The organism is Pseudomonas sp. IT-196MI5 (assembly GCF_949767415.1).
GTDB lineage: Bacteria > Pseudomonadota > Gammaproteobacteria > Pseudomonadales > Pseudomonadaceae > Aquipseudomonas.
The window spans coordinates 34,578-58,987 of the sequence record NZ_CATKPZ010000006.1 but is presented as its reverse complement, the minus strand read 5'-3'; the positions used below and the strand labels follow the sequence as shown (position 1 = coordinate 58,987).

At 60.4% G+C, this 24,410-nt stretch carries 24 protein-coding genes; 7 read left to right on the top strand and 17 right to left on the bottom strand.

Annotated features, from left to right (window positions below; genetic code table 11):
* The first annotated feature begins 30 nt into the window (after positions 1-30).
* Positions 31-939 carry a LysR family transcriptional regulator gene (locus tag ACM6IK_RS04345; protein ID WP_414873307.1) on the top strand — a complete coding sequence of 303 codons (909 nt, stop codon included), beginning with the start codon at positions 31-33 and terminating at the stop codon, positions 937-939.
* Here ACM6IK_RS04345 and ACM6IK_RS04340 read toward each other — a convergent pair.
* Positions 936-1,181, bottom strand: a complete 246-nt coding sequence (locus ACM6IK_RS04340) for a hypothetical protein (protein WP_414873306.1) — start codon at positions 1,179-1,181, stop codon at positions 936-938. The genes ACM6IK_RS04345 and ACM6IK_RS04340 overlap by 4 nt on opposite strands.
* Before the next feature lie 2 nt (positions 1,182-1,183).
* Between ACM6IK_RS04340 and dkgB the strand changes: the two genes are divergently transcribed.
* Complete coding sequence (gene dkgB / locus ACM6IK_RS04335) at positions 1,184-1,987, top strand: 2,5-didehydrogluconate reductase DkgB (RefSeq protein ID WP_414873305.1); 804 nt, start codon at positions 1,184-1,186, stop codon at positions 1,985-1,987.
* A gap of 3 nt (positions 1,988-1,990) precedes the next feature.
* Here the strand turns inward: dkgB and ACM6IK_RS04330 are convergent, their stop codons facing one another.
* The 10 genes from ACM6IK_RS04330 to ACM6IK_RS04285 all read right to left on the bottom strand — a co-directional run bounded on the left by ACM6IK_RS04330 (position 1,991) and on the right by ACM6IK_RS04285 (position 13,537).
* Positions 1,991-5,230 carry a transporter substrate-binding domain-containing protein gene (locus tag ACM6IK_RS04330; protein WP_414873304.1) on the bottom strand — a complete coding sequence of 1,080 codons (3,240 nt, stop codon included), beginning with the start codon at positions 5,228-5,230 and terminating at the stop codon, positions 1,991-1,993.
* Entirely contained in the window at positions 5,231-5,857 is a 627-nt protein-coding gene (locus ACM6IK_RS04325; RefSeq protein WP_414873303.1) for a response regulator, read from the bottom strand.
* A 108-nt stretch (positions 5,858-5,965) separates the two neighbouring features.
* On the bottom strand, positions 5,966-6,367 hold the full coding sequence (locus tag ACM6IK_RS04320; RefSeq protein ID WP_414873302.1) for a chemotaxis protein CheY: 402 nt from the start codon (positions 6,365-6,367) through the stop codon (positions 5,966-5,968).
* A 127-nt stretch (positions 6,368-6,494) separates the two neighbouring features.
* The gene (locus ACM6IK_RS04315; RefSeq protein ID WP_414873301.1) at positions 6,495-7,211 is read right to left on the bottom strand and encodes an MgtC/SapB family protein; all 717 of its coding nucleotides are present in this window, start codon (positions 7,209-7,211) and stop codon (positions 6,495-6,497) included.
* A 152-nt stretch (positions 7,212-7,363) separates the two neighbouring features.
* On the bottom strand, positions 7,364-10,078 hold the full coding sequence (gene mgtA, locus ACM6IK_RS04310; RefSeq protein WP_414873300.1) for a magnesium-translocating P-type ATPase: 2,715 nt from the start codon (positions 10,076-10,078) through the stop codon (positions 7,364-7,366).
* 578 nt (positions 10,079-10,656) lie between these two features.
* Positions 10,657-11,184, bottom strand: a complete 528-nt coding sequence (locus ACM6IK_RS04305) for a PaaI family thioesterase (RefSeq protein WP_414873299.1) — start codon at positions 11,182-11,184, stop codon at positions 10,657-10,659.
* 45 nt (positions 11,185-11,229) lie between these two features.
* On the bottom strand, positions 11,230-11,691 hold the full coding sequence (locus tag ACM6IK_RS04300; RefSeq protein ID WP_414873298.1) for a GyrI-like domain-containing protein: 462 nt from the start codon (positions 11,689-11,691) through the stop codon (positions 11,230-11,232).
* A gap of 114 nt (positions 11,692-11,805) precedes the next feature.
* Positions 11,806-12,342: a glyoxalase superfamily protein gene (locus ACM6IK_RS04295; protein WP_414873297.1), complete on the bottom strand. Its 537-nt coding sequence runs from the start codon at positions 12,340-12,342 to the stop codon at positions 11,806-11,808.
* Between the two features lie 275 nt (positions 12,343-12,617).
* Positions 12,618-13,079, bottom strand: coding sequence for a GNAT family N-acetyltransferase (locus tag ACM6IK_RS04290; protein ID WP_414873296.1), 462 nt, complete (start codon positions 13,077-13,079; stop codon positions 12,618-12,620).
* Between the two features lie 50 nt (positions 13,080-13,129).
* On the bottom strand, positions 13,130-13,537 hold the full coding sequence (locus tag ACM6IK_RS04285) for a VOC family protein (protein ID WP_414873295.1): 408 nt from the start codon (positions 13,535-13,537) through the stop codon (positions 13,130-13,132).
* Between the two features lie 504 nt (positions 13,538-14,041).
* On the opposite strand from ACM6IK_RS04285, the gene ACM6IK_RS04280 reads away from it, so the two are divergent.
* Positions 14,042-14,401 (top strand): DUF6124 family protein, encoded by a 360-nt coding sequence (locus ACM6IK_RS04280; RefSeq protein WP_414873294.1) that lies wholly within the window; start codon positions 14,042-14,044, stop codon positions 14,399-14,401.
* A gap of 77 nt (positions 14,402-14,478) precedes the next feature.
* Here ACM6IK_RS04280 and ACM6IK_RS04275 read toward each other — a convergent pair whose 3' ends face one another.
* Positions 14,479-15,651: an MFS transporter gene (locus ACM6IK_RS04275; protein ID WP_414873293.1), complete on the bottom strand. Its 1,173-nt coding sequence runs from the start codon at positions 15,649-15,651 to the stop codon at positions 14,479-14,481.
* Positions 15,652-15,908: 257 nt separating this feature from the next.
* Here ACM6IK_RS04275 and ACM6IK_RS04270 point away from each other — a divergent pair, with 257 nt between their 5' ends.
* Positions 15,909-17,732 carry a glycoside hydrolase family 15 protein gene (locus ACM6IK_RS04270; RefSeq protein WP_414873292.1) on the top strand — a complete coding sequence of 608 codons (1,824 nt, stop codon included), beginning with the start codon at positions 15,909-15,911 and terminating at the stop codon, positions 17,730-17,732.
* Positions 17,733-17,771: 39 nt separating this feature from the next.
* On the opposite strand, the gene ACM6IK_RS04265 is transcribed toward ACM6IK_RS04270, so the two are convergent.
* Entirely contained in the window at positions 17,772-18,755 is a 984-nt protein-coding gene (locus ACM6IK_RS04265; protein ID WP_414873291.1) for a GlxA family transcriptional regulator, read from the bottom strand.
* An 88-nt stretch (positions 18,756-18,843) separates the two neighbouring features.
* Here ACM6IK_RS04265 and inhA point away from each other — a divergent pair, with 88 nt between their 5' ends.
* Positions 18,844-19,530 carry an isonitrile hydratase gene (gene inhA, locus ACM6IK_RS04260; RefSeq protein WP_414873290.1) on the top strand — a complete coding sequence of 229 codons (687 nt, stop codon included), beginning with the start codon at positions 18,844-18,846 and terminating at the stop codon, positions 19,528-19,530.
* A gap of 284 nt (positions 19,531-19,814) precedes the next feature.
* Here the strand turns inward: inhA and ACM6IK_RS04255 are convergent, their stop codons facing one another.
* Complete coding sequence (locus tag ACM6IK_RS04255) at positions 19,815-20,303, bottom strand: SRPBCC family protein (protein ID WP_414873289.1); 489 nt, start codon at positions 20,301-20,303, stop codon at positions 19,815-19,817.
* Between the two features lie 196 nt (positions 20,304-20,499).
* On the opposite strand from ACM6IK_RS04255, the gene ACM6IK_RS04250 reads away from it, so the two are divergent.
* Both ACM6IK_RS04250 and ACM6IK_RS04245 read left to right on the top strand, forming a co-directional pair.
* Positions 20,500-20,898, top strand: a complete 399-nt coding sequence (locus ACM6IK_RS04250; RefSeq protein ID WP_414873288.1) for a GFA family protein — start codon at positions 20,500-20,502, stop codon at positions 20,896-20,898.
* A 62-nt stretch (positions 20,899-20,960) separates the two neighbouring features.
* Positions 20,961-21,362, top strand: a complete 402-nt coding sequence (locus tag ACM6IK_RS04245) for a lysozyme inhibitor LprI family protein (RefSeq protein ID WP_414873287.1) — start codon at positions 20,961-20,963, stop codon at positions 21,360-21,362.
* 140 nt (positions 21,363-21,502) lie between these two features.
* Here the strand turns inward: ACM6IK_RS04245 and peaD are convergent, their stop codons facing one another.
* From peaD to peaB, 3 genes are read right to left on the bottom strand one after another with little or no spacing between them, the layout of a single operon-like run.
* Complete coding sequence (gene peaD, locus ACM6IK_RS04240) at positions 21,503-22,621, bottom strand: quinohemoprotein amine dehydrogenase subunit beta (RefSeq protein ID WP_414873286.1); 1,119 nt, start codon at positions 22,619-22,621, stop codon at positions 21,503-21,505.
* 21 nt (positions 22,622-22,642) lie between these two features.
* Positions 22,643-22,966 (bottom strand): quinohemoprotein amine dehydrogenase subunit gamma, encoded by a 324-nt coding sequence (gene qhpC / locus ACM6IK_RS04235; RefSeq protein WP_008016081.1) that lies wholly within the window; start codon positions 22,964-22,966, stop codon positions 22,643-22,645.
* 1 nt (position 22,967) lies between these two features.
* Complete coding sequence (gene peaB / locus ACM6IK_RS04230) at positions 22,968-24,398, bottom strand: quinohemoprotein amine dehydrogenase maturation protein (RefSeq protein ID WP_414873285.1); 1,431 nt, start codon at positions 24,396-24,398, stop codon at positions 22,968-22,970.
* Positions 24,399-24,410: the final 12 nt, after the last annotated feature.

Genomic DNA, 24,410 nt, shown 5'->3' with positions numbered 1-24,410 from the left:
AATCAGCTTTAGCGTTCTATTTGGAGAACGATGGTGGAAGACCTCAACACCCTCTACTACTTCACCCAGGTAGTGGAGCATCACGGTTTCGCCGCAGCGGGCCGGGCGCTGGACATGCCCAAGTCCAAGCTCAGCCGACGCATTGCCGAACTCGAAGAGCGCCTCGGCGTACGCCTGCTGCATCGCACCAGCCGGCATTGCTCGTTGACGGAAATCGGCCAGGCCTATTACCAGCGCTGCCTGGCCATGCGCGTGGAGGCGGAAAGCGCCGCCGAATTGATCGAGCGCAACCGCTCCGAGCCCCAGGGCCTGGTGCGTGTCAGTTGCCCGACGGCGCTGCTCAATTCCTGGGTCGGGCCGATGCTGACCCGCTACATGCTCAAGTACCCGCTGGTGGAGTTGTTCATCGAGAGCACCAACCGCCGGGTCGACCTGATTCACGAAGGCTTCGACATTGCGCTGCGGGTACGCTTTCCGCCGCTGGAAAACACCGACATGGTGATGAAGGTGCTGGGCAACAGCACCCAGAGCGTGGTCGGCAGCCCGGCCTATTTATCGCGCCTGTCGACACCGGCCTCCCCGGCCGACCTCAGCGGCTTGCCGAGCCTGCACTGGGGCGCGGCGCAGCGCGAATATCAGTGGGAACTGTTCGGGGCCGATGGCAGCACCGCGATGATCCGGCATGCACCGCGCATGGTCACCGATGACCTGTTGGCCTTGCGCCATGCGGCGGTCGCCGGAATCGGCATCGTGCACCTGCCCAGTGTGGTGGTGCGCGATGAAATCGCTGCCGGGCAATTGGTGGAACTGGTGCCGGACTGGGCACCGAAGAGCGGCGTGATTCATGCGATATTCCCTTCGCGTAGGGGCTTGCTGCCTTCGGTGCGCACGTTGATCGACTTTCTCGGGGAGGAATTCAGTCGCAGTGATATTGCTTAGGGGCTAGGTAAGGCTTTGGACCGAGTGATGGCTTTCGCGAGCAGGCTCGCTCCCACATTTGGAATGTATTCCCCTGTGGGAGCGAGCCTGCTCGCGATGAGGCCGGTACAAACACCATCAATGCCGCGAGCTGCCGATGATTCTTGATTTACGGTAAACATTGCTTTGCCGCTCCAGCGGTTTTTCTCACGGATGCAGGCGCCGATACTGCCGCCCATTCCCACTGCAACCTCTGGAGTCATCGATGTCTATTCCCGCCTTCGGCCTGGGTACGTTTCGCCTGCAAGGCCAGGTGGTCACCGATTCGGTAAGCACCGCCCTGGCGCTCGGCTACCGGGTGATCGATACCGCGCAAATCTACGAAAACGAAGCCGAGGTCGGTGAAGCCATCGCTGCCAGCGGCATCGCCCGGGAAGAATTGTTCATCACCAGCAAGATCTGGGTCGCCAACCTGGCCGGTGATCGCCTGATCGACAGCCTGAAGGAAAGCCTGCGCAAACTGCAGACCGATTACCTGGACCTGACTCTGATCCACTGGCCGTCGCCGGAGGATCAAGTGCCGGTCGAAGAATTCATGGGCGCCCTGCTCGAAGCCAAACGCCTGGGCCTGACCCGGCAGATCGGCGTGTCCAACTTCACCATCGACCTGATGCAGCAAGCGATTGCAGCCATCGGTGCCGAGCACATCGCCACCCATCAGATCGAACTGCACCCCTACCTGCAAAACCGCAACGTCGTCGCGTTCGCGCAGAACCAGGGCATCGGCATCACCTCGTACATGACCCTGGCGTACGGTGAAGTCCTCAAGGACCCGCTCATCCAGCAGATCGCCGAACGCCTGTACGCGACACCGGCCCAGGTCACCCTGGCCTGGGCCATGCAGTCGGGTTACGCGGTGATTCCGTCTTCCACGCGCCGAGCCAACCTTGAAAGCAACTTGAAAGCTCGCGAGCTGACCTTGAGCGAATCCGACATGGCCTTGATCGCAACGCTGGATCGCGGCCACCGGCTGACCAGCCCCAAGGGCATCGCGCCGCACTGGGATTGAGCCTCAATCCTGCTCCAGACGCTGGTCCAGGCGGGCCATGGCTTGCTGCAACTGGTCGACGGCATCGTCGATCAGTGCCGCGCGGCCGTCATTGCACGCCCGCTCCAGTCGTTCGCAACACTCGACCAGGCCAAGCGCGCGCACCATCAGCGCCCCACCCTTGATCCGGTGTGCCAGCGTCTGCAGGCCCGGGCGATTGCCGTTGGTGTGCAAGGCCAGCAAATGCACACGGTCCTCGCGGTTGGTCAGCGCCAGATCGTGCATCAGTTGATCGATCAACTCACGATCAGAATCCGCATAGCGTTCCAGCCCGCTCAAATCGAACTCGGCGAAGCCAGGGTCGACGATCGCCGCTTGGGGTGCACTGGAAAACCGCCGGGCCAGCCACGCCTGCAAGTCCACCAGGCGAATGGGTTTGAACAGGCAGTCGTCCATGCCAGCCGCCTTGCACCGGTCCTTCTCCTCGGCCTGCGCATTGGCGGTAAAGCCCAGAATCAGCGTCGGCGACAGCCCCTGCACCCGCTCTTGCTCACGTATCGCGCCGGCCAGTTCGTAACCGCTGAGCACCGGCATGTTGCAGTCGGTGATGACCAGATCGAAACTGTGCCCTTGCCCGCGCCCGCGCCACTGTTCAAGCCCCTGCGCCCCATCCTCCGCCAGCACCACACTGTGGCCCAGATAGCTCAGCTGCCGCGAGAGCAACAGGCGATTGGCCGGATAATCGTCGACCACCAGAATCGACAACGCCCGGGTCGTGAGCTGCGCCGGATCCTGGGACTCCACCTCGGCGGGTAACGTTTGCAGGGCGGGCAGCACCAGGTTGATGTGCACCCGCGTCCCGCGCCCGGGTTCACTGTCGAGCTGCAACTGGCCGCCCATCGTTTCGCACAGGGTACGGCTGATCACCAGGCCCAGGCCGGAACCTTGCCGGGCAGTCTGCTGAGTGTTACCCGCCTGCACGAACGGGCTGAACAGGCGTTGCTGGTCGAAAGCGCTGATACCGATGCCGCTGTCTTCGATCTGTACGCTGACGGCGAGATGCGCCGGGGCTTGAGGCTGCACCCGCAGCGTCAGGCTCACCTGGCCCTCCCGGGTGAACTTGATCGCATTGCTCAGCAGATTGGACAGTACCTGTTTGAAGCGCGTGGGATCGAGCATCACGTCACCGTCACTGCGCGCGTCGAGATCGACCCGCCACTGCAGATTCTTTTGCATCGCCAGCCCTTCGAAAACCCGGCAGACCGACGTCACCAGCGCGTGCAGATTGACCCGCTCCGGCGCCAGCGACAAATGCCCGGATTCGATCCGCGCGACATCCAGGATGTCGCCGATCAAATCCAGCAACTGCTGCCCGGCGTTGGACGCCACCTCGATGGCGGCGCGGTCGGTCACCCCTTCATCGGCGCGTTTGACTGCCAGTTCGAGCATGCCGATCAAGGCGTTCATCGGCGTGCGGATTTCATGGCTCATGGTGGCCAGGAACGTGGTCTTGGCCCGGTTGGCGTCGTCCGCCGCGTCCTTGGCTTCCTGCAATTGCCCAAGTAATTGCTGACGCTGGCGAATCTGCCGCCGCTGCCAGACGATCCCGGCCAACGCCAGCAACAGCAAGACACCCGCCACCGCAAACGCCTGCACGATCGTTTGTCGGTGTCGCAGCCAGTAACTCTGCTCGACCATCGAGTCATAGCGCCAGGGTTGAGTCAGCTCGTCAATTTCTTCGGGGGGAATACTCAGTAATGCCTTGTCCAGAATCGAATGCAGTTCGCTGGCCTCGCGACTGGTTGCCAGGGTGCTTCGGGCGGGGTCGGTGCCCACGGTGCTGGTCACTTGCAGGCGATCGCGATACTGCCGGGAAATCAGGTAACGGGCGCTGATCAACGAGTTGATGCCGCCATGGGCCTTGCCCTGGGCGACCATCTCCATGGCATCCGTGGACAGTGGCGCATCCGCCAGCTGGATCAGCGGGTAATGCTTGCGAAGGTACTCGGCGGCAATGTTGCCCTGGGTCAGCGCCAGGGTTCTTCCCGCCATGTCATCCAGCGTCCTGAGGCCGTCCGTGTCCACGCGGGTCACCAGTACCGACGGGCTGCTCAGAAACGACCGGGTGAACCGCAATTCATCTTCACGCTGGGAACTGAGGCCAATACCGGCCAACACATCGATCTGCCCGCTCCTGATACCGGCCATCATCTCGGCCACCGACTTCATGCCCTGGATGTCAAATTGCAACCCGGTGCGCAAAGTGATTTTCGCCAGCACATCGACGCCGATACCGCGAAACTGGCCTTCGCTGTCGACAAATGAAATCGGCGGGATATTTTCGTTGATCGCGACCTTCACCCGCGGGTGGCGTTCGAGCCAGTTCTGTTCGGCCACGCTCAATTGCAAAGACTGAGTGCCCGGGATAGACACCCCGTTGGCCCCCCAACGACGCAGGATGTTCATTTGTTTATTGGTCGTGATGACCGCCAGCGCCTTGTTGACGATGCGCAATAGCGAAACGTTGTCGCGGGCCATCGCAAAGGCAAAACGCCCGGACTCCATGGGCGAGAAGTCCGTCAGGTGCACGTTGTTCAGGTAATTCCTGCTGATCAGATAATGGGCATTGATCGCATCACCGAGGTAGACATCGGCCTGGCCGAACGCCACAGCGCCTATCGCCGCCAGCGTCGAGGGAAACAGCTGGACCTGCGCTTTGGAATAGAACTGTTGCACGCTGTATTCGGGCAAGTAGTGATACAGCATCACCAGTCGCTTGCCGGCCAGTGTCGGGTCGAGCACCGGAGGGAAATCGGTGCGGGTGACCAGCACCGGTTGATCCACCGCGTAGGCGCTGGACAGCTGTAGCTGCGGATCTTCGGCTTCGAATCGGTTGGCCGTTCCCAGCAGGTCGGCCCGCCCGTCCTTGATGGCCTGTACCGCGTCGGCCCGCGACGGATAACGTTGAACCTCGATGACGACGTTCAACAATTGTTCGAGCAACCCGGCGTAATCGGCTGTCACGCCTTCGAACACCTTGCCTGCCGTGTTGAACTCGAAGGGGGGATAGTCAGGAGCCGAGACCGCCAGTACCAATCGACCCTTTTGCTGCAACCAGCGCAACTCGGTTTCCGACCACCTGACGCTCAGGCCTTCGGCACTCGAGCGTCCCAACAGGGTCAACGATTGTTGTGCGCAGACCGTCGATGCCCAGAGAAGAAGGCCAATCAGCACCCCGCCTGCCAGCCGTCGGAGAGTGTTCATTCAGATCAAATGATTGCGCAGGGCGAAATCCCTCAAGTGCACCGACGAACTCACGTTGAGCTTGAGGGTGAGGCGGGTCTTGTAGGTACTGACGGTCTTGTAGCTCAGGTGCATGATCTCGGCGATTTCCAGGTTTTTCGAACCCCGGGCCAGGTACTGCAAAATGGTCAACTCACGATTGGAGAGCTTGTCGATCAACTGCTTTTCACTGTGTTGCAAATCCCCCATCGACACGGAACTCGAAGGGATCTGGGCAAAATAGGTATAGCCGGCCATCACGCAATTCACCGCCGCCTTCAAGTCATCCAGGTCCTTGCTCTTGGAAACATAGGCAACCGCCCCGGCCCGCATGCAGCGGTCCTGATAGAACTGGGCCTCCAGCGAGGTGAACACCACCACGCGGCATCGCGTGTTTTCGGCCTTGATACGGTCCATCACCTCAAGCCCCGCCACACCCGGGAGGCCCAGATCAAGCAGCACGACATCCGGTTGATGCTCGCGGATCAACGACAAGACCTCATCGCCACGGGAGGCCTCGTAAATCTGCTTGAATCCTTCGCCCTTGAGTACGAGTTTGATCATGGAGCGAACCACCGGATGATCTTCCACAATCAGTGCTGACTTCATGACAACTCCCGTGCAAAACAACACGATCGGGCAATAAATGCCCTCCAGGCACCGCAGCGATTGGGCACAACGCTGCGCATAGACTCTTGCATGGAAGGCTGGAAAGTACTACCTGACAGAAATGACAGTCCCGACGAACGGTAGCCGACGATCGACAGCGCTCATCAACTGCGTAATGGACGCCAGGTCCGGCAGAACGGCCCGGCTCAACCGGACTTTGCCCGCGACTGGCGACAACGGCGCCTGCCGTTCATTGAAGATAAACGCATGATGAACCTGTGGGTTGTCGTCAAGGAAACTGAACAGGTCCAGCGCTCCCATTGCCATCGCCCCATTGACCAGCACCAGGTCCAGAGGCTCGCAACCGTACTCCACCAGTGCAAGGAGCTCGTCGAGGCTCTGCACCGGCGCCACCCGAAAATAGCCGAGCTGGTTGAACAGTCGCTCGATCCGCAGGCGGTTGAAGTGCTGCGCATCGGCGATCAGGATGCGCAAGGATTTGTTCGGCAAGGTGACCTCCAAAAGGATGTCGGTTTCAAGAGGTCGCAAAGCCTACGGAAGACCTTCCTGGGTTTATGTAGGAATATTCCTAAATAAATGCCGGTTAATCTGACGCTTGCCCGGGAAACCTTGGCCGTTACTCCGTAGTACTCGGACTCCAGAACGCCTGCACCACCAGGCTCGACGTCGAAATCCGTGCCACCAGCGCATCCAGTTCATCACCATCGACCGAAGTGGTCGCCAGGGTGGCTTCGATTTCAATTTCATCCGTGCCGAAAGCATGCACATCGACATCGCTGGCCGGATAGTTGCTGCGTTCCAGCTCGGCCTCGAGCAAGGCCAGCACGGTTTTCTGCTGCGTACGCCGGGCAATGACATAGACGATGTTGGTGACTTCCGCCGAAATCACATCCAGCGGCTGACGGTTGATGTTGTTGACGATCGGCCGCAGCAAGGTATTGGCCGCGAGCACGAACAAGGTGCCAAGCAAGGCTTCGGCCAGCAGGTCGGCACCGGCGCAGGCACCGACTGCCGCCGAAGTCCAGAGCGTGGCGGCGGTATTGAGGCCGCGCACATTGCCCTCTTCGCGCATGATCACCCCGGCGCCGAGAAAGCCGATACCGGAGACCACGTACGCCACGACCCGCACGGCGCCTTCGGCCCCGCCAAGCCGGTTGGCCATGTCGACGAAAATCGCCGCGCCCACCGCCACCAGTACGTTGGTGCGCAGGCCGGCGGTGCGTTGCCGGTACTGACGCTCGAAACCGATCAGGCCTCCGAGGATAAAGGCCGCGCTGAGGCTGACCAGGGTGTCGAGCAGGGAGGCCAGGTTGAGGTTGTTGATGGCTTGCATATGAAAATCCTTGAAAAACACACGATCCCCTTGTGGGAGCGAGCTTGCTCGCGATAGCGGTGTGTCAGTTGACATAGATACCGACTGACACTCAGTCATCGCGAGCAAGCTCGCCCCCACAGGGGTTGCGTTGATTGGCCAGCCTCGCGGCCTTATTGCCAGCCAAACCGGCGAATGTAGAACCCCTTCACCGCCTGGGTCAGCGCCATGTACGCCAGCAGGATCACTGGCAGGAACACGAAGTACAGCGACGGCAACGCCTGCAACTTGAAGTAATGCGCCAGCGGTCCCATCGGCAGGAAAATCCCCACGGCCATGATCAGTCCGGTCATCACCAGCAACGGCATGGCCGCGCGGCTTTGCAGGAACGGGATCTTCGGCGTGCGGATCATGTGCACGATCAGGGTCTGGGTCAGCAGCCCGACCACGAACCAGCCGGACTGGAACAGGGTCTGGTGATCCGGGGTGTTGGCATCGAACACGTACCACATCAAGGCGAACGTGCTGATGTCGAAGATCGAACTGATGGGCCCGAAAAACAGCATGAAGCGCCCGACATCGCCCGGTTGCCAGCGCTGTGGTTGCTTGAGCATTTCGTCATCGACGTTATCGAACGGGATGGCGATCTGCGAAATGTCATAGAGCAGGTTCTGCACCAGCAGGTGCATCGGCAGCATCGGCAGGAACGGGATGAACGCACTGGCCACCAGCACCGAGAACACGTTGCCGAAGTTCGAACTGGCGGTCATCTTGATGTACTTGAGCATGTTGGCGAAGGTCCGACGGCCTTCCAGCACGCCCTCCTCCAGCACCATCAGGCTCTTTTCCAGCAGGATGATGTCGGCCGCTTCCTTGGCAATGTCCACGGCGCTGTCCACCGAAATACCGATGTCGGCGGTGCGCAGGGCCGGGGCGTCGTTGATGCCGTCGCCCATGAAACCGACCACATGGCCGTTGCCCTTGAGCAGACGGACGATGCGCTCCTTGTGGGAGGGGGTCAGCCTGGCGAAGACGTTGGTGGTCTCCACGGCTTTCGCCAGCTCCGCATCGCTCATGCGCTCGATGTCGTTGCCCATCAGCAGGCCTTGCTGTTCCAGGCCGACTTCGCGGCAGATCTTCGCCGTCACCCGTTCGTTGTCGCCGGTCAGCACTTTCACCGCCACACCGTGGGCCGCCAACGCCTTGAGGGCGGGCGCCGTGCTTTCTTTTGGTGGATCGAGGAACGCCACGTAGCCGATCAGCGTCAGTGCCTGTTCATCGGCCAGGCTGTAGGTGTCGCGTCCTTCGGTCATCGGCCGCGCAGCAACCGCCACCACACGCAGGCCTTCGCCGTTGAACGTAGCGGTGACCTGACGGATGCGCGCCAGCAGCTCTTCGGTCAAGGCTTCATCGACTTCGCCGTGACGCACCCGCGAGCAGACCGCCAGCACTTCTTCCACCGCGCCCTTGCAGATCAGCAGGTGCGGTTGATCGTGCTCGGCGACCACCACCGACATGCGCCGGCGGGTGAAGTCGAACGGGATCTCGTCGACCTTGCGAAACGCCGTGCCGACTTTCAGCTCACGGTGGATCTCGACGTGTTCAAGCACCGCCACATCCAGCAGGTTTTTCAGGCCGGTCTGGTAGTAGCTGTTGAGGTAGGCCATTTCCAGCACGTCATCCGAGTCGTTGCCCCAGACATCGACGTTGCGCGCCAGGAAGATCTTGTCCTGGGTCAGGGTGCCGGTCTTGTCGGTGCACAGCACATCCATGGCGCCGAAGTTCTGGATGGCGTCGAGGCGTTTGACGATGACTTTTTTGCGCGACAGGAACACCGCGCCCTTGGCCAGGGTCGAGGTGACGATCATCGGCAGCATTTCCGGGGTGAGGCCCACGGCAATCGACAGCGCGAACAGCAGCGCTTCGGTCCAGTCGCCCTTGGTGAAACCGTTGATGAACAACACCAGTGGCGCCATCACGAACATGAAGCGGATCAGCAGCCAGCTGACTTTGTTGACCCCGGTCTGGAACGACGTCGGCGCCCGGTCGGTTGCACCCACGCGCTGGGCCAGGGCGCCGAAATAGGTGCTGTTGCCGGTGGTGAGAATCACCGCCATGGCCGTGCCGGACACCACGTTGGTGCCCATGAACAGGATGTTGTCCAGGTCCAGAGGGTTGAGTGTGTCGCGGTCCTGCTGACGGGGAAATTTTTCCACCGGCATCGATTCACCGGTCATGGCCGCCTGGCTGACGAACAGGTCCTTGGCGCTGAGCACCCGGCAATCGGCGGGAATCATGTCACCGGCCGACAGCACGATCAGATCGCCCGGCACCAACTGCTTGATCGGCAGTTCGATGCGCTGCGCGCCGCGGTCCTCAAGGTCCCGGCGCATCACCGTGGCCGTGTTGCTGACCATGGCCTTGAGGGCATCGGCGGCCTGGTTGGATTTGGTTTCCTGCCAGAAACGCAGCAAGGTCGAGAGCACCACCATGGAGAAAATCACGATGGCGGCTTTCATGTCTTCGGTCAGCCAGGAGATGACCGCCAGCAACGTCAGCAGCAGGTTGAACGGATTCTTGTAGCAGTGCCACAGGTGCGTCCACCAGGGCAGCGGCTGTTCGTGCTCGACTTCATTGAGGCCGTATCGCTCGCGCAGGGCATCGGCTTCGAGTTCGCTCAAGCCGTCGGTGTGACTGCCCAGCGTGTTGAGCAATTGACCGGAGTCGCTGCCGGCAGCGGCCACCAGGGTTTGCGCCAGGGTGGGCGGGACTTCACGGCTGACCGTGGTGTCGGTGAAGGTTTCCAGCAACGCCAGGCGACGGAAGTGCCGGGCGATGTGGCGGTTACGCAGGAAACCTGCGAAGAATTCCTTGAGGGTAAGTTTCATGGCTGGTGCCCCTTTGGTCAGCCGGGAAACCGTCGAGCAGGCAGGTCCACGCCGCTGCCGCCGGAACAACCGGCAAAGCAAGGCCTGGCGCGCCGGTCACGAATGACAGGCGTGTCGATAGAGCGGCGGCCACGACAAAAAGTCGAAACCACGCACTGTTCAGCGTCGATGAGAGGGACGTCGGGACACGGCCGGGACTGGCCATGATCAGGATGCCGCTGCTCGCTTTTCGGCGAGACAACGGCACAGGAGACTGCGCGTTATCTTGCCGAGAAAATGCCGGTTACCGAGACCGGCCGACAACTGTCACTCGAACAAGTACCCACTGTGGGTCTCCGTTATGGATGAAAACGCGCGAAGCTTACGCCCCGATATTTGGCGAGTAAACCCGATACAAAAGCTTGCCGGGGTGAATCGCGGAGATCTTCAGGAAGGGTTCAGGAATCAATAATTGCGGTGTTCTTTCTGGCCCCATCGCGAGCAGGCTCGCTCCCACATGGGTTCTGTGAACACCGGTCCATTGTGGGAGCGAGCCTGCTCGCGATGGCGGTCTTGTGGTCGCCACTGGACTCAACTGGCTACAGCGGCCCGGTTCCGCTTTCTGCTTGCGACGTATGGCGGTGCGCGGCGGCGCTGAGTTGCCCGGTATCGACGCGCACAAAAACGCTATCCCCGACAGCGGTCAGGACATCCCCGGCGAAGACCTCGCAAATGACCCGGCTTTTGCGCCCGACCTCGCCCTCGACTTTGGCACGCAGTGTCAGGGGGACGCCCATCGGGGTGGGCTTGATGAACTTGATGCCCAGGTTGCCGGTGACGCAGGTGATGTGGGGCAAGCTGCCCGCTTCGCGCTGCTCTGCCCGGTAGTGATAAGCCATCGCCGCCCAGTTGGAATGACAATCCACCAGCATCGCGATCAAACCGCCGTAAACCAGATCCGGCCAGCCGCAATACTTGTCATCCGGCAAATGCTGCGCCATGACATGCACCCCGTCTTCATGCCAGAAGCTCTTGATGTGCAACCCGTGGGGGTTCTGGCTGCCACAGCCATAACAAACGCCTTCAGGCGCGGCGATGTCTTGAAGCGAGGTGTCCTGCGTGGTCATGCCGTGTTCGTCCTTAAGATTTAACCCACACATTTCGTTCAGCGCTTATGCCACAACGCCAATATGAATCCGGACTTCGTCAGGGCCGCCATAGGATTCAAAGTCCGTGGCGTAACGACGTTGCACCTGTGGATGCTGTTCAAAGTAGTTCCAGATGTCCCCCCAGGCCTGAATGACCGCAGCGGGCATTGGGCCATGGGCTTCGAAGACCAGATACTTGCCTTCCTGAATCTCGATGCTGTCGAAGTCAGCGCTCGTCGCGGTCACGGGCACACCTGCCGTCACGTTGTACAAACCGTTGGCGTCAGATTCATAAGTTGAGTACACACCAACAACAGGTGCGTTGGGTAAACGGTCCGGGATCTGGTCAGCAACGCTGGTGGAAAAGAACTGGCCCCACAACCCGGGGATCTTCGCACTCTCCTGCCGGAATTCATCCTGGTTCTTCGTACGTACGGTCAGACCTGATACGAGGAAGCGAGAGATGTGTGCGATGTTGGGTTCCATTCCCAGATCTCCTGATTGAAGGTTTCAGATTAAAGCACAGCCTGAATCGGAGCGCGCGAGGTCGAATCGTTGTGTCTTGAAGCGGACCGGGTCACCCCGGTCCGCACCGCCGAATCAGTATTGGCAGAAGCGAATCCGATTGCCGAACGGGTCGTAGACTTGCAGCTCTTTACCCCAGCCCTGCTGAACAATATCCGGACGCCCGTATCCGTAGCGCTTGCCGAGCAATTCGTCCCGCAGCAGTTCAATGTTTTTCATCGGCACAAATACCGTCGAGCCAGGACTGGCATCGCCATGATGTTCGGAAAGATGCAGTTGCAGCCCGTCGCGACTGATGCCCAGGTACAGCGGCAGATCAGCCTCGAAGCGGTGCTCGAACTCGACGCTGAACCCCAGGAAATCCAGATAAAACTCGCGCGCCTTGCCTTCGTCGAACATCCGCAGGATTGGAATGGGTTTGTCGAAAGTCGCAGCAGGCGTGGACGGCATGTTTGCCGGGGCAAGCATCGCTGACGCGGTGTTCCAGTCCTTGTAGCCCAGTTGCTGCGCGACCAGTTCCAGCGCGGTGGAATGGGTCACCACTTGATTGCGTTCCTCCAGCGAGGCGCGCAACTGTTTGGCCATTTGCTTGGCTTGCTCGATTGAAAACATGGCTGCTCCTTTAGCCGAGATGCTCTGGTGCTCGCATTGCCAAACCTCGACCGTCAAGAGAGGCGACAGGGTTCGTAAAAGAAGGAGATGCTTTCACCTTTCCCAGCGGGAGCGAGCAGCGGGCAGCATCGGGCCGATGCCGATAATACATAGGCGATACGGGATGCGGAAGACGGCTCGGCAGAACCCTGTCCGAGGCCTGAGGACTATTCCTTTAGACGTGAAAGTTGCTGAACCACAAATGCCCCGACGGTCCATCAGTGAGTTCGCATTGGCTATGTCACATCCACCAATGACTTCATATGCGTCGCAAAATCATCCTGTATCGGCCGGAACCCGCAGCGAAGGTAAAAGACTGCGCCCTCGGGTGTGTCCGTGGTCAGTCGCACAACGCGGAAATGCTCAGACGCCAATTCCAGCAGCTGCTGCACCAACGCTTTGCCTACGTTCTGGCCCCTTGATGCACGTGCGACGTAGACCCGCCGTAATCGCCCTACATCCGGTTCGGCAAAGGGGTCGGATGAAAGACCCCCGATGGCAATCAGCCGCCCGTTGCGGAACGCCCCGAAAAGACACTCACCCTGCTGATCGAATCGATTGGCACCGTTTTCCCATTCCTCGATCAACCGGGAGAGGAACCTGAAGCCTTCTGCAACGGCCTCCGTTTCCAGCTCGCGGATTTGCGGCGCGAGCCCAGAGATTTTACATATCACCAATTCGTCCATTGACGTGACCATATGCTGGCTGCTGCCTGAGTTGTCCGCGTGGTTCGCTACACACCCGGCTTTCAAGACTCACTTTCGGTAGCGTTTACGGGGGTGCACAGCTCAACCAGCGTTCCGTCAGGGCATCGAACGTAAGACACGGTTTGCCCCCAGGGCTTGGTAGTCGGGGCAGCAATTTCGCTAGCGCCTGCCCGGATCGCTTTGGCGTGAGCCACCGAGACATCGTCGGTCACCAGACCGACTTCGATACCTAACGGTTTGAGGGAAGAGTGCGCCGGGACGTGGCCGGTACTGAAGTTCGTGGAAGCCAGCTCATCGGCGGCGAACGCCAGCGCGGTTTCGCCTGTTTCGAGTTCGCCATAAGTGCCCGACTCATGGAGAAACCGAACCCTAAGCCCGAAGGCCGATGAGAAGAATTTGAGTGAGGCCTCTACATCCTTGACGTAGATGATCAGGTAGCCAAATTTCATCAACGAACATTCCTTGTCGTGCCAATCGAGCGGTGAACTTAGCAGTTTTGAGTGAAGTGTCGAGGGACACCAAACCGAAAACCCATCAGGTGTTTCTCGTTTAATTGTTCGAAACACAACGAAGGCAGGAATCAGATCGTCGCTGACAAACACCAGTCAGCAGTACTTGTTTAAGCCGTCTGTAGGTTACTTCATGAAAGCCACAACGCCTTGCGCCGTTGCCTACAGGTACGCCAGAATCCGCCGGCTTGTGCGCCTTCGGGGCCGTCGGTAACTTGATTCGGGTCACTGATTTTCAGTGATCGGGTTTAGTAGCCCGTGGTTTTATCAGCAAGGTGTAAAAGCTCTATCAGTCAGGCTTGCCTGAATTTGATGGCGGCTGTACGCAGGGCGCTTCGGCGCGCCGGTAAATGCTGATCTCCCCCGGTCTACTAACCTGCGTCCAGCCGCCACCCTTCTTTTAGTAGAGAAGAATGAGCGGCTCCATTCAGGAGTAATCAGCATATGTTCAAAGTAACACCCAATCCGCCGGACACCGACCCGGCCTCGCCGTACGAAAGCCCCGACTCCAAACAATTCCACGAAGCCGCCGAACGCGCGCTCAATCACTACCTCAACCCGGGCGCCAACATCATGGCCACCCCGCGCAAACCCAGCTCCATGTTCATCGTCAATCCCGAACTCAGTACCGAAACCCTTCTGGTGCATGCGTGCGAATCGCTGGCTTCGGCCAATGTCATGGCCAACGATCTGGTGGATCATCTGCAGGGGACAAGTCGCCATGCGCTGTTGGGGATTGCGCAGGTGATCATGCTCGGGGAACTGGCGGTGAATCGGGCGCTGGATCGGCTTGATCCGCCTTAGTTATCTGAGTCAGTGCAAGACAGCCTGTGGGAGCGAGCTTGCTCCCACATGGGGGGGCTGTTTTCAGCATTGGATCTTCATTTCAGATGGCGATAACTCGGGATCGCCGAACCGAGCACCACCGCCCCCGCCGCAATCGCCAGCCAGAACCCGCTGCGTGCGCCGAAGGCATCCACCAGCCAGCCGGAGCCGGCGGCGCCGATCGCCACGCCGATGCTCAGGCCGGTGACCAGCCAGGTCAGGCCTTCGGTGAGTTTGGCCGGCGGCACAATCTGCTCCACCAGGGCCATGGCGACAATCAGCGTCGGGGCAAAAAACAGGCCGGCGACAAACACCGCCAGGGACAAGCCGAAAATGTTCATCGCCAGCAGCAACGGCAGGGTGGTCACCGCCGTCGCTACCCCGCCGTACAGGAACAGGCGCGCCAGCGGCACTTTCGAGCGCAGTGCGCCGAACGCCAACCCGGCCAGGCACGAGCCGATGGCATACACCGACAGCACGATACTCGCCGCCGCTGGTTGGCCCTGCTGCTGGGCGAAGGCGACGCTGACCACGTCCACCACGCCGACGATGGTACCCATGGCCACCATCAGCAGCATCAGCAACTGAATGTCGCGAGAGCGGATGATCGAGCCCTGGTGATGTTCTTCATGGGGATGCACTGGCGGCTCCGTGCTGCGCTGCAACACGAACGCGGTGACGCCGATGGCCAGCGCCAGCAAGGCCGCCAGCGGCCCGGCCTCGGGGAATGCCACCACGCACAACCCCACCGACAGTGGTGGCCCGACGATGAAGCAGACTTCGTCCAGCACCGACTCCAGGGCGTAGGCGGTCTGCAACTCGGGGCGGCCGCGATACACCTCGGTCCAGCGCGCCCGCACCATCGCCGACATGCTCGGCATGCAACCGGCCAGCGCGGCGAAGACAAATAGCGTCCAGTGCGGCGCCTGCAACCGCGTGCACAGCAACAGCAGCAACAGTGCCCCACCGCCCAGCAACGCCGCCACCGGCAGAATCCGCCCCTGGCCATAGCGATCCACCAGCCGCGAGACCTGCGGCGCGCAAAACGCCGTGGCCAGGGCGAACGTCGCCGCCACCGCGCCGGCCATTGCGTAGCCACCCTGCAACTGCGAAAGCATGGTGATCAGGCCGATGCCGGTCATGGAAATCGGCATGCGCGCGATCATCCCGGCCAGCACGAATGCGCCGCTGCCGGGGGCTTTGAATAGTTCGCGGTAGGGGTTTGCCATGGGACGGGTCTCATCAGGGGACTGCACGTTGCCATAACGGCTGATTGTGGGGGAAGCGTGGAATTGTTGGTCGAATGTGAAGGCCCCATCGCGAGCAAGCTCGCTCCCACATTGGACGGCGTACACAAATCAACTGTGGGAGCGAGCTTGCTCGCGATGGGGCCAGAACAGACAACTCACCTCCCTTCGCCAAATGAACTCTCACCGACCCCGACCAGTCAGCTGAATAAGCCCCAGGTTCCCGGAGTTTCGCGACAATGGCTGATCACCCCGAACGCCAAAGCCCCATCGACGCCCACGGCATCATCGGCGACATGCGTAGCGCGGCGCTGGTCAATGACAAGGGCAGTGTGGATTTTTTCTGCTGGCCGGAATTCGACAGTCCGTCGATCTTCTGCTCGCTGCTGGACACCCCCGAGGCGGGGATTTTCCAGTTGTCGCCGGACTTGCCCGATGCCCGCCGCGAACAGATTTACCTGCCCGACACCAATGTGCTGCTGAGCCGCTGGCTCAGTGATCGCGCCGTGGTCGAAGTCACCGATCTGCTGCCCGTTGGCGACACCGAAGATGACCTGCCGCTGCTGATGCGGCGGATCCGCGTGGTCAGCGGCAGCGCCACTTTCCACATGCGTTGCGCTGTGCGCCATGACTACGCCCGTGCCACGACCCACGCACGCGTGGACAAGCGGGACGTGATCTTCGAGGCCGCCAGTCAACCTTCGCTGCGGCTATCTTCGGATCAGGCCTTACGCATCGACGCCAATGTGGCGGTCGCCGAATTCACCCTCGAACAGGACCAGACAGGCCAATTTCTGCTCGGCGCCGTCAACGATGCTCGCTTCAAGGAAGGCGCTGGCGAACTGTGCCTGCAACGTACCCTCAAGTTCTGGCGCGACTGGATCGGCCAGTCCAACTACCGCGGCCGCTGGCGCGAGATGGTCAACCGCTCGGCCCTGGCAATGAAGCTGCTGACCTCGCGCAAACACGGCGCGATTCTCGCCGCCGCGACGTTCGGCCTGCCGGAAAGCCCCGGTGGCAAACGCAACTGGGACTACCGTTTCACCTGGATCCGCGACGCCTCGTTCACCGTTTATGCGTTCATGCGCCTGGGCTTCGTCGAAGAGGCCAACGCCTACATGCACTGGTTGCGCGGGCGGCTCAGCGACTGTCAGGGCAGGCCGATGAAGCTCAACATTCTCTACGCCATCGACGGTCGTCAGGAGTTGCCGGAGGTCGAGCTGCCACACCTGTCCGGCCATGCAGGCGCACAACCGGTGCGCATCGGCAACCAGGCATACGAACAGGTTCAGCTCGATATCTTTGGCGAGCTGATGGACGCGATTTACCTGGTCAACAAATACGGCGAAGCCATTTCCCATGAAGGCTGGAAACACACGGTGGAAGTGGTGGATCAGGTCTGCGAAACCTGGGAGCAAAAGGATGTCGGCATCTGGGAAATGCGCGGCGGGCAATACCATTTCCTGCATTCACGGCTGATGTGCTGGGTCGCCCTGGACCGCGCCATCCGCCTCGCCTCAAAACGTTCGCTGCCGGCACCGTTCGCGCGTTGGGACCAGACCCGTCAGGCGATCTACGCCGACATCTGGGGGAACTTCTGGAATGAAGAGCGCGGGCATTTCGTCCAGCACATCGGCGGCACCGGCCTGGATGGCTCGATGCTGCTGATGCCGCTGGTGCGCTTTGTCAGCGCCCGCGACCCGCGCTGGCTGGCGACCCTGCAGGCCATCGAAAAGAGCCTGGTACGCGACGGCATGGTCTACCGCTACCGCAACGACGACAGTCAGATCGACGGCCTGCCCGGCAGCGAAGGCGCCTTCGCCGCCTGCTCGTTCTGGTACGTCGAATGCCTGGCCCGCGCCGGCCAATTGGACAAGGCTCATCTGGAGTTCGAACAGTTGCTCAGGTACGCCAACCCGCTGGGGTTGTATGCCGAAGAGCTCGACAGCCATGGGCGACACATGGGCAACACACCGCAGGCGCTGACGCACCTGGCGTTAATCAGTGCGGCGTGTTTTCTGGACCGGAGGTTGAGTGGGGAGAAAAGCTTCTGGCAGCCGTGAGTACAGGTAAACAATGTTCGAGCTCAGGCAGAAGGTGGCTCAAGACACTACTGGATCTGCGCTGGCACTGACCGAAAACCGCTCCCGATAAGCCTGCGGCGTCACGCCCATGGCCCGCAGGAAACTGCGGCGCAGGGTTTCTTCGCTGCCGAAGCCGCATTGCACCGCCAGCCGTTTGATTGGCACACTGGTGTCGCTGAGCAGACGCCGTGCGGTTTCGACGCGGATCAGTTCGATGGCCCGGGCCGGGGTCTGGCCGGTGTCGGCGCGGTAGTGGCGCACGAAGCTGCGTTCGCTCATGCCGGCTTGCAAGGCCAGGGTCGGGATGCCCAGATCCTGGGTCAGGTTTTCGCTGATCCAGGCGTGAAGTTCGTCGAAACGGTTGCCTTCCTGTTGCAGGGACAGGGTTACGCTGAATTGCGACTGGCCACCCGGACGCTTGAGAAACACCACCAGTTGCCGGGCGACCTCCAGGGCCAGGTTGCGCCCCAGGTCCTGTTCGACCATGGCCAATGCCAGGTCGATACCGGCGGTCACTCCGGCCGAGGTCCAGACCGGACCGTCGTTGATGAAGATCGGATTGGGCTCGACCTGCAAGCGCGGGTGCTGCTGCGCCAGTTGCTCGCAACGGGTCCAGTGGGTGACCACGCGCCGGCCATCGAGCCAACCGCTGGCCGCCAACAGAAACGCACCGGTGCACACCGAGGAAACCCGCCGGCAGCCATGGGCATGTTCGCGCACCCAGGCGACCAACGGCGCATCTTGCGCCGCGGCGTAAACACCCCAGCCACCGGCGATGATCAGAGTATCGCTGCCCCCATCCGGCAATGGCTCGGCCAACAGCGCCAATCCCGCCGACGACTTCACCGCCCCGCCGCCGCTGGCAATCACCGTCGGCGCGTAGGGCTGCGGCAGGCCTTGCTGACGGGCAATGTCGTTGGCCGAAGCGAATACCTGCAGCGGCCCGGTGACGTCGAGCAATTGCACGTTGGCAAAAGCGAGTACATGGATGGTTTTCGACATTTGGCGTAATTCGTGGGGATATTGGCGTATGCGCCAAAGCCTACGAGCCTACAGTCAAACCGTCCACCCACTTCACGAGAAAAACACCATGACGTTGCAGATCGGTTTTCTGTTGTTTCCACAGGTTCAGCAGCTGGACCTGACCGGCCCTTATGACGTGCTGGCCTCGCTGCCGGGTGTGAAAGTGCATCTGATCTGGAAAGACCTGATGCCGGTCACCGCCAGCACCGGCCTGTTGTTGAAACCGACCACCACCTTCGATGATTGCCCGGCACTGGACGTGATCTGCGTGCCCGGAGGTAGTGGCGTCGGGCCATTGATGGAAGATGACCAGACCCTGGACTTTCTCAGGGCTCAGGCCGCCAACGCCCGCTACATCACGTCGGTGTGCACCGGCGCGCTGGTGCTGGGCGCGGCGGGATTGCTCAAAGGCAAACGCGCCACCACTCACTGGGCGTATCACGAACTGCTCGAGCCGCTGGGCGCAATCGCGGTGAAAGACCGGGTGGTTCGCGACGGCAACCTGTTGACCGGTGGCGGCATTACCGCCGGTATCGACTTCGCCCTGACCCTGGCCGCTGAGCTGTTCGACCAGGCCTCCGCCGAGCTGGTGCAGCTGCAACTGGAATACGCCCCGGCCCCACCGTTTAGCGCGGGCAGCCCCGAGACGGCCCCGGCCAGTGTGCTGGAGGAGGCTCGCCAGCGGGCTGCAGGCTCATTGAAGCTGCGGGCGCAGATCACCGAGCGCGCGGCGGCAAAACTCGACCGACAGTGAAAAAATGGCGGCTGGAACCCCGGTTCCTGCCACCACGACTTTTCATGCACGCAAAAAAACCCGCCGAAGCGGGTTTTTCCAAGACCATGACGACTCCTTGTCGTAGCGTTCCTTGCAGATGGTCGATCATCCATGATCCTGAGCACATCCTGTGCTTCAGTGGGTGAGGCCAGATTACGCATCGGATCCAATTTGTAACAGGCGTTATCGCTACTATCGCGTGTAAGACATTCGCTATAAATCACCTTCCGAAAACCCTTAGAGCCTCATGTTCCGAGCCGACATTAGCCACTCTGTTGTTCGTGGGACTTGGCATTGTCGGTCAAAAATTGCTCGATATTGTTCATTTGCTCTTCCCAGCCACGACTGTCCATGCGGAAGGCCTTTTCGCGACGGGCCTGGGGAATGTGATCGAAACCGGACTCGGAAACCTTGAGCAACGTGCCGTTGTCCATGTCTTCGAGCTCGAATTTCACCAGTGTGGTGGGCTCCTGGGAGTAATCGACTTCCGGTTTCACGGCATAGGGGTGCCAGCGAAACGAAAACAGCCGCTCCGGCTCGACCCGCTCTACCAGTACGTTCCAGCGCAAATGCTCATAACCGGGGTAGGTAACCTGCCCCTGAGTCCACTCGCCTGCCACAAAACGCTTACCCTCCAGTGCCACACCAAACCACCGTCCGAACATTTCGGCATTGGCCAGCACGCGCCAGACTTGTGAACGCTTGGCCTTGAGCAGGACTTTCCTTTCGATGCGATCAGATGCTGGGTTCATAAGTCACCTCCTGTACTTGAACAGTAGTCAGTAAGACCACACGATCAACCCTAAAGTTGTACCAATCGGGATGTGCAATCAACCATGCCCGAGACATTCGATTGCATTTACGCGGATAGTTCTGGCGCAATCACAAAGTCAGAGGGTCGAAACGGCTAACGTTCACCCTCGAAACAGCATCGAAAAGGATAGCGCCATGAAAAAATTGCGCGGCAGTTGCCTGTGCAAAGCCATCGAATACGAGCTCGATAGCCTGGACATGCCCATCAGCCACTGCCATTGCCAAACCTGCCGCAAGGCACACGCAACGGCTTTTGCATCGACCGCCGGGGTCATGCGCGAGCACTTTCACTGGATCAAGGGGCAAGATCGGCTGACGAGCTACGAATCGTCGCCGGGCAAGTTTCGGTATTTCTGTTCGGCCTGCGGTTCACACCTGATAGCCGAACGACTGGCCCAGCCGCACGTGATTGTGCGTGTGGCGACACTGGATACCGATCCGCTGATGACGCCCCAGGCGCATATCTGGACGGTCCATGACGTGCCATGGCTGGAATACGATTCGGTGGACAAACACCCGCAATGGCAAGCGTAGCGGGCTGAATGCCCCTCGGCGCTACACTGCACCTCTCTTTCGGTCACAGCGAGCACTCCAGCATGAACCCACGCTTGTTATTGGCGCTGACGCCCCTGTTGTTCACCTCCATGGCGTTCGCCGTGGACTGCGACAATGCCAGCGACCAGGCGGCGATGAACCAGTGCGCGGCGCAGCAGCATGCGGCCGCCGACAAGGAATTGAATGCGTTGTACCAGCAGATCACTTCGCGACTCAGGAGCAACCCGGACAGCAAGAAGCAGTGGGTGGGTGCGCAGCGGGCGTGGATTGCGTTCCGCGATGCCGAGTGCAAGTTCTCGGCGTCCGGGGTGGAAGGCGGGAGTGTGTATCCGCTGATCTATAGCAATTGCGTGACGGAATTGACCAAGGCGCGGGTGAAGACGCTCAAGACTTACCTGAAGTGCCAGGAGGGGGATTTGGGGTGTCCGGTGCCTGGGGTTTGATTTTGCGCTGTTCTTGAGGGCCCCATCGCGAGCAAGCTCGCTCCCACAGGGTTCAGTGGTGTTCACACAATACGGATCACACTGAAAATCCACTGTGGGAGCGAGCTTGCTCGCGATGGCGTCAGTTAAGACACCACAATTTACCGGACAAAAATCTGCGCCGTGGTAATCGCCATGTCCCCGCCCGGCAATTTGATGCTGCCCGTCTGTTTCAGGCTGTCGGCATCGAAGATCGCCACGTCGTTGAAGGTTCCCGCCAGGTAGATCTTGCTGCCATCCTTGTTAAAGGAAATGCAGTAGTAGGAATGATCGAGCGTGGCGGACTGGAGCATTTTCTTCTGCTTGATGTCGTACTTGGCCAGGCGGTTGAGCACGCCGAACATCAGGTTCGGGTCCTTGGGCGAGCGCATGCCGCTGAAGTAGATCTCCGTCAAAGGGCCGAAATCGGTGGTTTCGGTCTTGCCGGTCTTCAGGTCGACGCTGAACAGGCCGTACAGGTATTCGGCGGTGGCCGGGTCCTGTTTCTTGTCCTTGAATTTCGCCGCGGTGTAGAGCAGCGAGAAGTCATGCCGGTACGTCTGCTGGTTCCACACGTAGAGCACGTCTGGCGCGCTGTAGTTCGGGCGTTTCCAGTGACGACTGGGGATCAGCACATCGAACTTGCCGGTTTGCACATTGACCTTGTAGACATCCGCCCCGGCCACGTACAGCGTGCCGTCGTCACCGCTCTGCATGATGGTCAACTGGCGCGGCGCCGGAAAACTGCGCACCGGCTTGGCGTCCATGCCGGCGTCGGTCTTGTACACGTCGAGCCGCGGCTGCTGCACTTCGTAACGATCATTCATCATCAGCGTCGGGTTGGCGACGGTGAACAGCGCCTTGCCATCGTGGCTGAGGGTAAAGGCGAACATCGAGCGCGCTTTCTCCCCCGGTTTCTGCGTGATGCTGGCGTGGAATACCTGCTTGCAGCTGTCCAGTTCGACGCCGTAGACATCTGCATAGTGGTTGTTCAGTACATAGGCGGTCTTGCGGTCCGGCGACAGCTGCACAGTGCCGGGGCCGAAGGCGTCGGGCATCTTGCAGGTCTTGAACAGGGTATCGGTGGCCAGGTCGATCATGTGCAGGTTGTTCGGGTAGTTGGTGGTCACCATGTATTCGTGACCGACTTGCAGCGCGGTGTTTTCATCGGCCAGAACACTGACAGAACAGCTGCTCAGGACGGCGAACGCGGCCAGGCCGCAGGCTTTGATGTTGTGCATGCTGGAATCCTTCTTCTGTGATCACTTGTCTTTGGGGAAGACAGTGCCGAGGTTGCGCCAGTTGTCGTTGGACGCCTGGGCATCCTTGTTCCAGTCCGGGTAAGTGCTCATCATGTCGGGCACCTGGGCCGGCCACCAGCAAGGGTCGGAACAACCGTAGAGGTCGGCCTCCATCGGCTGGCACAGCGACGACACTCCGCCAAACGCATCGATTTCCCAGCCCGGGTCGGTGGTCGAGGCACAGCCCGCCACGGAACTCATGGCCACCACTTCTTCAATGCGGTTTTCATCCGCGGCCTGATCCAGCTTCAACGCTTTGTTATTGATTGCCTTGAGATGTTTCATATCAGTGAGCCTTGCGCGGAGTGATGTAGCTGCTGATGAACGCAGGGTTATTGGCCATGATCCGGGTGTAGACCTCGATGCCGAAGTCGACCCAGTCACGCATCAGTTCGCAGTAGTGATAGGTCGGGTGCGTCGGGTCGCCGTAGCGGGCGTAGCTCTCGTGGTAGCAGCCGCCGGAACACAGGTTGCGGATCTGGCAGTCTTCGCAGCCGGTGTTGGTGCGGTCCAGGCGCTGGGACAGGAAGTCGTTCAACTCCACCTGTTTCACGCCGCTGTGGACGTTGCCGAAGGTCGGCAGACTCGAACCGGTAAAGCGGTGGCACAGGTTCAGCTCACCCTTGTGATCCACCGCCAGCATCTTCAGGCCCGCGCCGCATGGCAGGGCCTTTTTGTGGCCTTCGTGGATGTCGGTGATCAACTGGTGCAGGTTGGAGAAGCCGATGTTGCGGTGCTCCAGCGCCGCTTCCAGGTAACGACGACCGAGCTTCTTCATGTTGGCGAAGACTTCGATCAACTCGTCACTGGTCAGGTTGAACGTGCTGATATCGCCGGAGGTTACTGGAGCGAAACCGACTTCGGCAAAACCCAGTTCGTTGAACAGGTGATCCCAGATGGTTTCGACATCGGTCACGCCGGTGGTCAGGGTCACCCGCGCACCGACCGGACGACTGTTGTAGCGCGACAGCAACATCTCGGCCTTGCGCCGCACCACGTCGTACGTGCCCTGCCCGCCCACGGTGATGCGGTTGCGGTCGTGCACGGTCTTCGGCCCGTCGATGCTCACCGACAAACCAAAGCGGTGGGCGTTGAGGTAGTCCACGGTTTCTTCGGTGAGCAGCGTAGCGTTGGTGGTCATCACGAACTCGACGAACTTGCCGGCCTCGCGAAAACGCTTCTCGCAATAGTCGACCATGTACTCGATCAGTTTGCGGTTGCTCAGTGGTTCGCCACCGAAGAACACCACGGTGAAGCGCTCTTCGTCCGGGGATTCGCGCAGCAGCATTTCCACCGAGGCAATCGCCGTCTCGACGTCCATCTTCTTGCCCGCCGACGGCTTGTCGAGGTCTTCCTTGTAGCAGTAGGTGCAACTCAGGTTGCAGCCGGTGTTGACGTTGAGCACCACGGTGTTGATGGCCGTGCGCTCGACCCGTTTGGTGGCGATGTCCGGGGTCAGCGGTGAGCCGTCGCTGACCAGTTCCAGGGCCATCAATTCACGCAGGGTCTCGGTGACTTCTTCGCCGTTGAAGCGCGCGGCCAGGCGCTGGATCAGGTCGTCCGAGGAACAACCGGGCCCGCGCAAGGTATCGATGATGGTGCCCGTCAGTTCATCGCTGGCGAACAGCGAACTGCTGGGGATGTGAAACAGCATGCGGTCGGCATCGACCTGCACTTCGTGCAGGTTGCGTTCGACCAGATTCAAGATAGCGCCCATAACCAACCTCCT